Raw genomic sequence first — 11,918 nt, forward strand, 5'->3', positions numbered from 1 at the left:
CTCGACACCGGCACGCACGAATCGATGATGGACGCGGGCAACTACATCGCTACCGTCGAAAACCGGCAGGGCCTGAAGGTGTGCTGCCCGGAAGACGTGGCCAACCAACAATGCTGGATCGATGCGGCGCGTTTGCGCGAGCTGGCCGTGCCGCTGGCCAAGACGGGGTACGGACAATACCTGCTGCGATTGCTGGAGGCGTCGCAATGACTTCTCAGCACCTCAAGCGCATCGATACCCGCCTTCCCGGCGTCTGCGCGATCGAACCCGTGGTGCACGGCGATGCGCGCGGATATTTCTTCGACAGCTTCCACGCGAAGAAGTACGCGGAGCTCGGCATCGACGTGCGCTTCATGCAGTCGAACGTGTCTCGCTCGGCGCGCGGCGTGCTGCGCGGCCTGCATTACCAGTGGCCGAACCCGCAGGGCAAACTGGTCAGCGTGCTGGAGGGTGAGGTGTACGACGTGGCCGTGGACATCCGTCGCGGCTCACCCACCTTCGGCCAGTGGGCTGGCGTGATGCTCACCGCCGAAAACCATCGCCACTTCTGGATCCCCGAAGGGTTCGCCCACGGCTTTTGCGTGGTGTCGGAGCACGCCACCTTTGCTTACCAGTGCACGGCACTCTACGACGCCAAGGCCGACGCCGGTATCCGCTGGAACGACCCCGCGCTGGGGATCGACTGGCCGATCAGCGAACCGCTGTTGTCCGACAAGGACAGCAAGACGCCACTCCTTGCCGACGTTCCCGCCGATCGCCTGCCGGTCTTTGGCGCATGAGGTTCCTGCTGCTTGGTGGCAACGGCCAACTTGGCCGCAGCTTCGTGGCCCAGGGTGGACTGGCCGCACGTGGCGAGTTGGTGATCGCCACGCGCGATGGCCGCCTTTTTGATGGCCGGTCGGTGGAGGCGGCAGATCTCGCGGCGCCAGACTCCCTGCCCGCACTGCTCGACCGCATCCGGCCGGACGTGATCATCAACACGGCCGCCTACACCGCCGTCGATCGCGCCGAGCAGGAAGAGTCGCTGGCCGGTCGGATCAACGGCGAGGCGGTCGGCGTGCTCGGCCGCTGGGCCGCAGCGAATGATGCACTGGTGGTGCACTACTCCACCGACTATGTGTTCGATGGCTCTGCTAACGCACCCTATCCCGTCGATGCGCCGACCGCCCCGCTGGGCGCCTACGGCCGCAGCAAACTGGCCGGGGAGGTCGCGCTGCGCGAAAGTGGCGCAGCGCACCTGATCTTCCGCACGGCCTGGGTCTATGCGCCGCATGGCCATAACTTCCTTCGCACCATGTTGCGGCTCGCCGGCGAGCGCGACACGTTAAACGTGGTGGCCGACCAGCTCGGCGCCCCGACCAGCACGGACATCATCGTCGCCGGAACACTCGCCGCGCTGGACACCTGGCTACCGGCCGATGCGCGTGCCCGCGCGCGGATGGAGGGCGTTCATCATCTGGTGGCTTCAGGCCACACGAGCTGGCATGGGTTCGCCCAGGCGATCTTCGATGAGGCCGTCTCGGCCGGCCTGCTTGCGCAGGCGCCTAGGGTGAACGCCATCGGCACCGAGCAATTCCCCACGCCGGCACGGCGGCCTGCCTGGTCGGTGCTGGCCAATGAGGGCATGGCCCAGCATTTCGGCTATACCCCGCCGGCTTGGCGTGAGGCGTTGCCGCCGGTGATCGACGCCCTACGCGCGGGTTGACTCGGGCGACGGATGTAGCGCCCCCGCGCACGCTGCGGGACAATCCTGGCCTTCTATCGCCAGGCCCGGCAGTAGCGCCTTCAGGAAGTGGACCTCATGTTGATCCCCCTCATCCTCAGCGGCGGCAGCGGCACGCGTCTGTGGCCGGTGTCGCGACGCAATCTGCCCAAGCAGTTCCTCGCCCTGGCAGGGCGCGAGACGCTCTTCCAGCAGACAGTGGCACGCACGCTGCATCTTCCTGGGGTGCAGGCGGCCATCGTGGTGGCCAGCGAAGACCACCGCTTCCTGGCCGCCGAGCAGCTGCTGCAGAGCGGGGTAAATGGAGCGGCGATCCTGCTCGAGCCGTGCGCGCGCAACACCGCGCCGGCTATCGCGCTGGGTGCCATGCATGCACTGGCGCGCGATCCGGAAGCGATGCTGCTCGTCTTGCCGGCAGACCACCTGATCGGCGACGGCGAGCAGTTCGTGGATGCCGTGACCCGCGCGCTCCCCGTGGCGCAAGCCGGCTGGCTCGTCACTTTCGGAATTCGGCCGGACCGCCCGGAAACCGGGTTCGGCTACATCCGCCGGGCCGAGGCCTTGCCGGAAGGGGGCTTCCGCGTCGAACGCTTCGTCGAGAAGCCCGACGCCGCCACGGCCGAGGGTTACGTAGCCGATGGCGGCTATGACTGGAACTCGGGCATGTTCCTGTTCAAGGCGGCGCGCTATCTGGAAGAACTGGGCAAACACGCGCCGCAGATGCTTGCGGCGGTGCGCGCGGCTTATGCATCGGTCTGCAGCGACCTGGACTTCGTGCGCATCGACGGCGAGCTGTTTGCGGCGGTGCCCGACGACTCGATCGACTACGCCGTGATGGAGAAGACCCAACGCGCAGCGGTGCTGCCGGTCAGCTGCGGCTGGAGCGATATCGGCTCGTGGTCGGCGCTGTGGATGGCGGGCGAGCGTGACGGCGACGGCAACCTGCGCGAAGGCGACACGCTGACGGTGGACACGCACAACAGTCTGCTGCGCTCCCACGAACGGCATCTGATTGCCACCGTGGGTGTAGATGATCTCATCGTGGTGACCACGCCAGACGCCACCCTGGTGGCTCATCGCGATGCCGCGCAGGACGTGAAGAAGATCGTCGACCAGCTCAAGGCCTCCGGCCGCAGCGAGCATTCGTTGCATCGTGTGGTTCAGCGTCCCTGGGGCAGTTACGACTCGCTGGAAGCCGGCGAGCGCTTTCAGGTGAAGCGCATCGTGGTGAAACCGGGCGCGAGCCTGAGCCTGCAGAAGCACCACCATCGCGCCGAGCACTGGATCGTGGTCTCCGGCACGGCGGAAGTGACCTGCGACCAGAAGGTGTTCCTGCTCGGCGAAAACCAGAGCACCTACATTCCGCTGGGCAGCACCCATCGCCTGCGCAATCCCGGCAAGGTGCCGCTGGAACTGATCGAGGTGCAGTCCGGTAGCTATCTGGGCGAAGACGACATCGTCCGCTTCGACGACGTCTACGGGCGCGCCTGAGAGTCAGCGCAACAAATAAGCGCAGTGACTGCAACTTGCTGTCGTAGGAGCCTGCTCGCAGGCGATGCTCTTCGGCCACGATGTGCATCACGGGCCAGAGCATCGCCTGCAAGCAGGCTCCTACAGTCGCATCAGGGCTGATGCGCGGTCCGCGCTGACCGATGGCTCGACGATCAGCGCCTCCAGCTCGGCAGTTTTCGCCCGCATCAGCGCTTCGTCACCCCGGGCCTCCACGTTGAGCCGCAGCAAGGGCTCGGTGTTGGAGGAGCGCAAGTTGAAACGCCAGTTGCCGAACGAGGCGCTGACACCGTCGATGCGCTCCAGCGTCGGCTGCTGGTCGGCATAAAAGCCCAGCACGCGCTCCACCGCGACCGCCGCATCGCTCACGCGGAAATTGATCTCGCCGCTGCACGGGAACGCACGCATGCGCTCGTCCAGCATTTGCGCCAGCGACTGCCCGGTGCGGCACATGCGCTCGGCCACCAGCAGCCACGGGATCATGCCGGAATCGCAATAGGCGAAATCGCGGAAATAGTGGTGCGCGCTCATCTCGCCGCCGTAGACCGCGTCTTCGCTACGCATGCGCTCCTTGATGAAGGCATGGCCGGTCTTGCTCTCGATCGCTACACCACCGGCGGCCTGCACCATGTCGACGGTGTTCCAGGTCAGGCGCGGATCGTGAATGATCTTCGCCCCTGGATGCTTTTCCAGCAGCTGCGCTGCGAGCAAGCCAACGATGTAGTAGCCCTCGATGAAGCGGCCGGCTGCGTCGAACAGGAAGCAGCGGTCGAAGTCACCGTCCCAGGCAATACCAAAGTCCGCACCGTTCTCGATCACCGCCTGCGCGGTCGCCTGGCGGTTCTCGGGAAGCAACGGGTTGGGAATGCCGTTCGGGAATGTGCCATCCGTTGCATGGTGGATGCGCACGAATTCGAACGGCAGGTGCGCCGCCAGCAGATCGATCACTGCTCCAGCCCCGCCATTGCCGGCGTTGACCACGATCTTCAGCGGCTGCAGCTGGGCCACATCGACGTAGCCCAGCAGATGCTTGATGTAGGCAGACTTGTCGTGATCGCGCGTCACGACGCCGATCGTCGAGACTTGAGCTCCGAATGCATTGGCCTCCACCTTGCGCTCGATCTCGCGCAGGCCGGTGTCCCCGCTGATCGGGCGCGCATCTTCGCGCACCAGCTTCATACCGTTGTAGTCGATCGGGTTGTGGCTGGCCGTCACCATGATGCCGCCGGCCACGCCACGATGGGCGGTCTGGAAGTAGACCTCCTCGGTGCCGCACAGGCCGATGTCGATGACGTCGCAGCCGCTGTCATTGAGACCGCGACTGAGCGCATCGGCCAGCGCCGGACTGTCCAGTCGCACGTCGTAACCGACAACCACGCTGCCCATACCGACCGTCTCGGCAAAAGCCCGACCGATACGGTAGGCGATGTCGGCATTCAATTCGTCCGGGAGGCGCCCGCGAATGTCGTAGGCCTTGAAACACTTCATGCTGTTTTGGTTCCTTCGCCTGGCGTCAGGCGGTCACAGCGCGGCTCAACCGCGGCGCATATGCCGCACGTGCCGCCACACGTAGAGCACGATGCCCAGCACGATCAACACGCCGATCAGCGCATCGAAGCGGTGGAAATAGACGCCTAGCGTATTCCAGTGCTCACCGAGCTTCAGCCCGATCCAGGCCAGCCCCCAGCACCAGATCAGCGAGCCGAGAAAAGTGTAGGCGGTGAAGCGCCACAGCGGCATGCGTGCCATGCCGGCGGGAAACGCGATGAAGGTGCGTACCACCGGCAGCAGCCGGCCGACGAAGATGGTGATATCGCCGTGGCGCCGGAACCAGCGATCAGCCAGATCCAGATCGCGATGCGAGATCAGCAGGTAGCGACCGTAGCGCTCGGCCAGCGGCCGGCCGCCCCACGCGCCGACCGCATAGGCCAGCCATGAGCCAAACACGCAGCCCACGGCGCCCGCCACGGCCACCAGCCACAGCACCAGCTCACGGCGGGAAACCAGATAGCCAGAGAAGGGCATGATGATCTCCGATGGCAACGGCACACACGCGCTCTCGATCGCCATCAGCAACGCGATGCCGGCGTACTGGAGGTGCGAGATCACCCCGATGACAAAGCCGGCAAGCGCGGCGATCAGTTTCTCGATCATGGAACAGGTCGACTTATTCGACCGTCACCGACTTGGCGAGATTCCGCGGCTGGTCGACATCGGTGCCGCGCAAGACGGCCACGTGGTAGGCGAGCAGTTGCAACGGGATGGTGAACACGGTGGGGGCGATAAAGTCACCGGCGGCATCGACGTGCAGGGTCACACCGGAGCCCTCGTGGATTTCCGTGCCGGCATCGCCCGCAGCGAACACGATCAGTTCGCCGCCGCGCGCCTTGACCTCCTGCAGGTTGGACTTGAGCTTGTCGAGCAGCGGGCCGCTGGGCGCGACGGCCACCACCGGCATCTCCTCGTCGACCAGCGCCAGCGGGCCGTGCTTGAGCTCGCCTGCCGGATAGGCTTCGGCGTGGATGTAGGAGATTTCCTTGAGCTTGAGCGAGCCTTCCAGCGCGACCGGATACTGCGCGCCACGCCCAAGGAACAGCGCGTGCTGGCGATGGATGAAGCGCCCGGCCAGCTCGATGACCTGCGGCTCCAGCGCCAGAGCACTTTCGATCGCGCGAGGCAGATGCGTGAGCTGGGCGCAGAGATCGCCGTGACGGGCTTCGTCCAGGCCGCGATGCTGCGCCAGTTGCAGCGTAAGCAGCGCGAGCGCGGTGAGCTGGGTGGTGAACGCCTTGGTCGACGCCACGCCGATTTCCGGACCGGCCCGGGTCATCAGCTTGAGGTCGGCTTCGCGCACCACTGATGATTCGGGCACGTTGCAGATGGCCAGCGTACCGAGGTAGCCGCGGCGCTTCACCTCGCGCATCGCTGCCAACGTGTCGGCGGTTTCGCCCGACTGCGAGATGGCGACGAACAACGTGTTTGCCGGCACCACCACGTCGCGGTAGCGATATTCGCTGGCCACCTCGACGCTCACCGGTAGCCGGGCGAATTCCTCGATCCAGTATCGCGCCACCATGCCCGCGTGATAGCTGGTGCCGCAGGCCACGATGTGGATGCCCTGCACTTTCGCCAGCAGCTCGTCGCCGCCTACGCCGAAGATGTTCGGCAGCACACCGTGCGGACCCAGTCGCGACTCCAGCGTGTCGGCGACAGCACGCGGCTGCTCGAAGATCTCCTTCTGCATGTAATGGCGATACTCACCTCGCTCCACGGCGTCGCTGGACAGCTCGCTCTCGTGCGTGGCGCGCTCCACCAGCGCACCGGCGATGTCGAAGATCTGCACGCTGTCGCGCGTGATCTCCACGACGTCGTCTTCCTCAAGGTAGATCATCCGGTTGGTGACCTGGATCAGTGCCTGCGCATCGGAGCCGAGGAAGTTCTCGCCGATGCCGACGCCCACCAACAGCGGCGCGCCGCGGCGCGCACCTACGACGTGCCCAGGCTCGTCGCGACTGATCACCGCGATGGCGTAGGCGCCTTCCAGCTCGCGCACCACGGCAAGCACGGCCTCACGCAGGGTTCCACCTTGCTTGAGCCGCGATTCGATGAGCGCGGCGATCACTTCGGTATCGGTCTCGGAGGTAAAGGCGTGCCCCGCCGCCTGCAGGGCGGAACGCAGGTCGGCGTAGTTCTCGATGATGCCGTTGTGCACCAGCGCCACGCGGCCAGCGACGTGCGGATGGGCGTTCGATTCACTGGGCACACCGTGCGTGGCCCAACGGGTATGGGCAATGCCGGTACCGCCAGGGAGCGGATCGGCAAGGTAGAGGGCCTCCATCTCGCGCACCTTGCCCTTGGCGCGCACGCGCTGGATCTCGCCGCCGTCGAGCACGGCCAGGCCGGCCGAATCGTAGCCACGATATTCCAGCGCCTTGAGGCCGGCGATCAGCAGGGGAGCCACGTCACGCTGGGCCGCGGCTGCAACGATTCCACACATGTTCTGGTGTCCTTCTTAGAGAGATCGGGCGCCACCACCCGCAATGCCGCGGCATGCTGGCAACCCATCATTCCAACGCCCTTTCATGGCGCCACCGAGGCCCGTTTCGGACCTGCGGCGGGCCGTCACGCTCAGGGCACGCGTCGGCGCAGGTAGTTGAGCAAGTCGATCCGCGTGATCAGACCCATGAAGCGCTCGCCATCCATCACGATGGCCACCAGGCCGCGATCGAACACGGGCAGCAGGGCCTCGATCGGCGAATGCACGTCGATCTTCTGCAAGGTGGTGATCATGGCGGTGGAGACCGCCTCACGGAAACGCGACTGGTCTGCGTGCACGTGCATCAGCACGTCGGACTCGTCGAGGATGCCCACCAGCTGCTGGCCGTCCATCACCGGCAGCTGCGAGACGTCGTACAGCTTCATGCGCGTGTAAGCCGTCATCAGCAGCTCGTTCGGGCCCACCACGATGGTGTCGCGCTGGGCGAACGGGCGCAGCAGCAGATCACGCAGGTCGCCGTGCTGTTCGCGCTCGAGGAAGCCGTTGTCGAGCATCCAGTAGTCGTTGTACATCTTCGACAGGTACTTGTTGCCGGTGTCGCAGACGATCGACACCACCCGCTTGTGCGCCGTCTGCTCGCGACAGTACTTGAGCGCCGCCGCCAGCAGCGTGCCCGCGGAAGAGCCGCCCAGCACGCCCTCCTTGGCCAGCAGGTCGCGGCCGGCCAGGAAGCTCTCCTTGTCGGAGATCGCATAGGCCTTTTTCACCCGCGAGAAATCGCTGATGCCGGGCAGGAAGTCCTCGCCGATGCCTTCGACCATCCAGCTGCCGGATTTAGTCGAGAGCACGCCCTCGTTGATGTACTGGGTGAGGATCGAGCCCACCGGGTCGGCCAGGATCAGCTCGGTCTGCGGTGAGTGCTCGGCGAAATAACGCGACAGTCCGGTCATGGTGCCCGACGAGCCACAGCCGAACACGATGGCGTCGACCTTGCCGTCCATCTGCTCGAGGATTTCCGGGCCGGTGGTTTCGTAGTGAGCACGCGGATTGTCCGGGTTGCCGAACTGGTTGATGAAATAGGCGCCCGGGGTTTCGCGGGCGATCCGCTCGGCCATGTCCTGGTAGTACTCGGGGTGACCCTTGGCCACGTCCGAGCGCGTCAGCACCACCTCGGCGCCCATCGCCTTGAGGTTGAAGATCTTCTCGCGGCTCATCTTGTCCGGCACCACCAGGATGAGCTTGTAGCCCTTCTGCTGGGCGACCAGCGCCAGGCCGATGCCGGTGTTGCCGGCGGTGCCTTCCACCAGCGTGGCGCCGGGCTGGATCTTTCCGGCCTTCTCGGCGCCTTCGATCATCGACAGGCCGATGCGGTCCTTGATCGAGCCGCCCGGGTTGGCGCTTTCGAGCTTGAGGAACAGCTCGCACACACCCGTTTCCAGCTGGTTGGCGCGCACCATGGGCGTATGGCCGATCAACGCAAGGACGCTCTGGTGAACCGTCATGAAAACTCCGTTCGGCAGGAAAAGTGACGGCACGGGGCCGACGCTGCAGGGCGGCCATGATAACCGAGCGCTTCCCGCGCCCGGGTCGTGCCGCGCAAAAACGAAACGGCCCGGCTTTCTTCCAGGAAAGCCGGGCCGCGCATGTCGAACCAGGGTGAATCAGTGTCGTCGCTGCATCCGTGCGTCCCAGATGCGCTGCAGTCGATCCTTGGCGTAAAGCTTCTCGCGTTTCATGACCGAGAGCTTGGCCTCGGGGATCGGGAGCACGCCGATATCGGCGTCGTGCACTTTGCTGTCGAGCTCCCGGTGACGCTGGTAAAGGCGGCGGAACTCCGCATCGGCCTTCAGCAATGCCTCGACATCATCACGCTGCTGGTTTTCGAACATGAGCGACCTCCTCGCAATGCAAGCGGGCGCGTGACCGGTGCGCCCGTGGCGGTGAGACGCATGCACGTCATCTGCGCGCCGATGGCGATCGGCGCGCAGATGACTGGAATTCGAAGGAATGAGCGCATGCGTCAGGTCAGTGATCCACGCGGCGCTGATGCCGCGTGGATGACCGACGCTACTCCGGCCAGCCAGGCCCCGCAAGGGCGAGCGCTGGCATGCCTGATGCAATGAACACGTGGCACAAAAGCCTGTCAAAACAGCTTGTTGCCCGATACCACCCGCTTGCGCGCCAGCTGCCGTGCTGGCGCGCGTCCCGGCTCAGGGCTTGCCCTTCTTCCGCGGCTTGGTGGCCGGCGGTGGCGTGTCCCCGTCCTGCATCTGCGAGCGCAAAGCGCGCGCCGCCTGGGCCGCCAGCGCCGCCTCGCGCTTGGCTGCGTTGGCCACGCGGCTTTGCGCAGCCGCCAGCTTGCGCGCGCGCTCGGCCTCGGCCTTGGCCTGCTCGGCGGCCTGGGTGGCCTCCATGCCCTGCTGCTGCAGGCGCGCCGCTTCCTCCTGCGCCAGTTGGTACTGCAGGCGCTGCCGCTCCAGCTCCAGCCTGGCCGCCTCGGCATCGCGACGGGCCGATTCGAGCATGATCTGGTCGTGCTCGCGGTCGAGCTGCGCCAGCTTGGCCTGCGCGTCCTGCAACTGCGCTGCAGCGCGGGCCAGATCGACCCGGCGCTCGGCCAGATACAAGGCGTGTGGCCGCTCCCGGGAGCTCGCCTGGGTAAGCTGGGCCAGCGCGTCGCGCGCACGCGCCTGCTCGGCTTGGGCGTAATGCCCCAGCACGGGATCGTTGGCCAGCTGATCCAGGCTGCCGCTGAGCCGGCTCACGTCGATGTCGTCGTTCGCCGCTCGGCCCATGCCGCTGCCCAGGGCAAGCACCGCACCTGCCAACAGAATCGTCAAACGCTTCATGGCTGGTCTCCCTGCTGGGCGGCGGCGGGAGGAGCACCGTTCTGGGGCATGGTCTGGAACCCATCGGCGGCAGGCAGCGGTGCGTTGAGCACCGACGAGGACGGCGCCGGCATGTCGCCGGTGGGTGCCGCGGGCGGCAGCGCGGACGGCATCGACGGCGCCTGTCCTGAAAGCTCCGGATGCGCCTGCTCCATCCGCTCACGCAGACGGGCGTTCTCGTCCACCTTGGCCTGGATCTTGGCGCGCGCCGTACCGAGGCGCGCCTTGGCCAGCGCCAGCTCGGCATCCGCCCGGGCCTCGTCGGCGAGGTTGGCCGCATCGGCGTACTTGCGGCCGGCCATGGCCGCCTGCGCCTGCTGGAACTTGTTCTGGGCAAAACCCAGGTCCACCGGCGCATAATCGGCCGCGTCGGCGTCGCGCGCAGCCTGCAGCTGGATCTGGGCCATGGTCATGGCGCCATCGGGTGGAGGAACGCTGGCACAGCCACCGAGTGCCAGCAGGGCGCACAGGGTCAAGCCCTGCATGCTCCTGCCGATACTTCCGGGGCGTGCAGCAGGCCGGGAAAAGCTGTGCACCATCACTCAGTACCTCGTAGTGTTGCGGCGTATTGTCGGTGGGCATAATCGCCCAATGCAATGTAGTTGAATTCAGGGGACTTCAGGTGGATATCGGTTACTTCCTCAAGCTGATGGTGGACAAGGGCGCGTCGGACATGTTCCTGACGACCGGTGCCCCGGTGAACATCAAGGTCGAGGGCAAGCTCTATCCGCTCGGCAACACTGGCCTGCCCGGTGGCATGGTCAAGAAGATCGCCTATTCACTCATGGACGAGGGCCAGGTGCCGCAGTTCGAGCGCGACCTCGAGCTGAACATGGCGCTGGCGGTGAAGGAGGCCGGGCGTTTCCGCATTAACGTGTTCAAGCAGCGCGGCGAAGTGGGCATGGTGATCCGCGCGATCAAGAGCGACATCCCCAGCGTCGAGCAGTTGCAGCTGCCGAGCATCTTCCGTGACCTGATCATGGAGCAGCGCGGGCTGATCCTGGTGGTCGGCGCGACCGGTTCGGGCAAGTCCACCACGCTGGCGGCGATGATCGATCACCGCAACAGCAACTCGCCCGGCCACATCCTCACCATCGAGGACCCGATCGAGTTCCTGCACCGGCACAAGAAGTCGATCGTGAACCAGCGGGAGGTGGGGCTCGATACGCACAGCTACCACGAGGCGCTGAAGAACGCGATGCGCGAGGCGCCGGACGTGATCATGATCGGCGAGATCCGCGACACCGACACGATGGAGGCGGCGATCGCCTTCTCCGAAACCGGTCACCTCTGCCTGGCCACCCTGCACTCCAACAACGCCGACCAGACGCTGGAGCGCATCCTCAACTTCTTCCCAGAGTCGGCGCACAAGAACGTGCTGATGAACCTGGCGCTGAACCTGCGCGCGGTGATCAGCCAGCGCCTGGTGATCGGCAAGGACGGCCGCCGCCTGCCGGCGACCGAGGTGCTGCTGAACACGCCGCTGATCCGCGACATGATCCGCCGCGGCCAGATCCACGAGGTGAAGGAAGCGATGGATCGCAGCCTGCAGGAAGGCATGCGCACGTTCGACCAGTCGCTGTACAAGCTCTACCGCGAGGGGCGTATCGAGCTGGAAGAGGCCCTGGCCAAGGCCGATTCGCGCGATGGCTTGGCGCTGAAGGTGCGCCTGTCCGAAGGCGGCGGCGCCAGCGCGGACAACGAGCTGGCCGGCAACGACCCGTACGGTTTGGGCTTCTGATCCCTGCCCGCCTCATGGCGGGATCGCGTTTCACGAAACCTCGTAGCCGCATGAAGAAGC

At 65.8% G+C, this 11,918-nt stretch carries 11 protein-coding genes and 1 pseudogene; 5 read left to right on the forward strand and 7 right to left on the reverse strand.

Annotated features, from left to right (window positions below; translation table 11 throughout):
- The 4 genes and pseudogenes from ACTHJF_RS17050 to ACTHJF_RS17065 form a co-directional block, all read left to right on the forward strand.
- Nucleotides 1–210: pseudogene (locus ACTHJF_RS17050) on the forward strand (glucose-1-phosphate thymidylyltransferase); the annotation flags it as partial.
- Nucleotides 207–779 (forward strand): dTDP-4-dehydrorhamnose 3,5-epimerase, encoded by a 573-nt coding sequence (gene rfbC, locus ACTHJF_RS17055; RefSeq protein ID WP_440268181.1) that lies wholly within the window; start codon nt 207–209, stop codon nt 777–779. The pseudogene ACTHJF_RS17050 and the gene rfbC, both read left to right, overlap by 4 nt.
- A complete protein-coding gene (gene rfbD, locus ACTHJF_RS17060) occupies nt 776–1,705 on the forward strand; it encodes a dTDP-4-dehydrorhamnose reductase (RefSeq protein ID WP_440258581.1) in 930 nt (309 codons plus the stop codon). Before rfbC ends, rfbD begins: the two co-directional genes overlap by 4 nt.
- Before the next feature lie 96 nt (nt 1,706–1,801).
- The gene (locus ACTHJF_RS17065; protein WP_440258580.1) at nt 1,802–3,214 is read left to right on the forward strand and encodes a mannose-1-phosphate guanylyltransferase/mannose-6-phosphate isomerase; all 1,413 of its coding nucleotides are present in this window, start codon (nt 1,802–1,804) and stop codon (nt 3,212–3,214) included.
- Nucleotides 3,215–3,334: 120 nt separating this feature from the next.
- Here the strand turns inward: ACTHJF_RS17065 and ACTHJF_RS17070 are convergent, their stop codons facing one another.
- The 7 genes from ACTHJF_RS17070 to ACTHJF_RS17100 all read right to left on the reverse strand — a co-directional run bounded on the left by ACTHJF_RS17070 (nt 3,335) and on the right by ACTHJF_RS17100 (nt 10,602).
- Complete coding sequence (locus tag ACTHJF_RS17070) at nt 3,335–4,720, reverse strand: phosphomannomutase (RefSeq protein ID WP_440258579.1); 1,386 nt, start codon at nt 4,718–4,720, stop codon at nt 3,335–3,337.
- Nucleotides 4,721–4,765: 45 nt separating this feature from the next.
- Nucleotides 4,766–5,386 carry a DedA family protein gene (locus ACTHJF_RS17075; RefSeq protein ID WP_440258578.1) on the reverse strand — a complete coding sequence of 207 codons (621 nt, stop codon included), beginning with the start codon at nt 5,384–5,386 and terminating at the stop codon, nt 4,766–4,768.
- Between the two features lie 13 nt (nt 5,387–5,399).
- Entirely contained in the window at nt 5,400–7,229 is a 1,830-nt protein-coding gene (gene glmS / locus ACTHJF_RS17080; RefSeq protein ID WP_440258577.1) for a glutamine--fructose-6-phosphate transaminase (isomerizing), read from the reverse strand.
- A gap of 131 nt (nt 7,230–7,360) precedes the next feature.
- Nucleotides 7,361–8,731 (reverse strand): pyridoxal-phosphate dependent enzyme, encoded by a 1,371-nt coding sequence (locus ACTHJF_RS17085; protein ID WP_440258576.1) that lies wholly within the window; start codon nt 8,729–8,731, stop codon nt 7,361–7,363.
- Between the two features lie 159 nt (nt 8,732–8,890).
- The gene (locus tag ACTHJF_RS17090; protein ID WP_431635799.1) at nt 8,891–9,118 is read right to left on the reverse strand and encodes a YdcH family protein; all 228 of its coding nucleotides are present in this window, start codon (nt 9,116–9,118) and stop codon (nt 8,891–8,893) included.
- A gap of 321 nt (nt 9,119–9,439) precedes the next feature.
- Complete coding sequence (locus tag ACTHJF_RS17095; protein ID WP_440258575.1) at nt 9,440–10,078, reverse strand: hypothetical protein; 639 nt, start codon at nt 10,076–10,078, stop codon at nt 9,440–9,442.
- Nucleotides 10,075–10,602 carry a DUF4398 domain-containing protein gene (locus ACTHJF_RS17100; RefSeq protein WP_440258574.1) on the reverse strand — a complete coding sequence of 176 codons (528 nt, stop codon included), beginning with the start codon at nt 10,600–10,602 and terminating at the stop codon, nt 10,075–10,077. Before ACTHJF_RS17100 ends, ACTHJF_RS17095 begins: the two co-directional genes overlap by 4 nt.
- A gap of 137 nt (nt 10,603–10,739) precedes the next feature.
- Here ACTHJF_RS17100 and ACTHJF_RS17105 point away from each other — a divergent pair, with 137 nt between their 5' ends.
- Complete coding sequence (locus tag ACTHJF_RS17105) at nt 10,740–11,858, forward strand: PilT/PilU family type 4a pilus ATPase (RefSeq protein ID WP_431635796.1); 1,119 nt, start codon at nt 10,740–10,742, stop codon at nt 11,856–11,858.
- The last annotated feature ends 60 nt before the right edge of the window (nt 11,859–11,918 follow it).

Origin of the sequence: Dyella sp., assembly GCF_051962475.1 — a bacterium.
In the GTDB taxonomy this organism is placed as follows: Bacteria; Pseudomonadota; Gammaproteobacteria; order Xanthomonadales; family Rhodanobacteraceae; genus Dyella_A.

Coding starts and splice junctions, on each gene's coding strand:
- rfbC (WP_440268181.1), top strand. CDS start 207: ATGACTTCTCAGCACCTCAAGCGCATCGATACCCGCCTTCCCGGCGTC.
- rfbD (WP_440258581.1), top strand. CDS start 776: ATGAGGTTCCTGCTGCTTGGTGGCAACGGCCAACTTGGCCGCAGCTTC.
- ACTHJF_RS17065 (WP_440258580.1), top strand. CDS start 1,802: ATGTTGATCCCCCTCATCCTCAGCGGCGGCAGCGGCACGCGTCTGTGG.
- ACTHJF_RS17070 (WP_440258579.1), bottom strand. CDS start 4,720: ATGAAGTGTTTCAAGGCCTACGACATTCGCGGGCGCCTCCCGGACGAA.
- ACTHJF_RS17075 (WP_440258578.1), bottom strand. CDS start 5,386: ATGATCGAGAAACTGATCGCCGCGCTTGCCGGCTTTGTCATCGGGGTG.
- glmS (WP_440258577.1), bottom strand. CDS start 7,229: ATGTGTGGAATCGTTGCAGCCGCGGCCCAGCGTGACGTGGCTCCCCTG.
- ACTHJF_RS17085 (WP_440258576.1), bottom strand. CDS start 8,731: ATGACGGTTCACCAGAGCGTCCTTGCGTTGATCGGCCATACGCCCATG.
- ACTHJF_RS17090 (WP_431635799.1), bottom strand. CDS start 9,118: ATGTTCGAAAACCAGCAGCGTGATGATGTCGAGGCATTGCTGAAGGCC.
- ACTHJF_RS17095 (WP_440258575.1), bottom strand. CDS start 10,078: ATGAAGCGTTTGACGATTCTGTTGGCAGGTGCGGTGCTTGCCCTGGGC.
- ACTHJF_RS17100 (WP_440258574.1), bottom strand. CDS start 10,602: ATGCAGGGCTTGACCCTGTGCGCCCTGCTGGCACTCGGTGGCTGTGCC.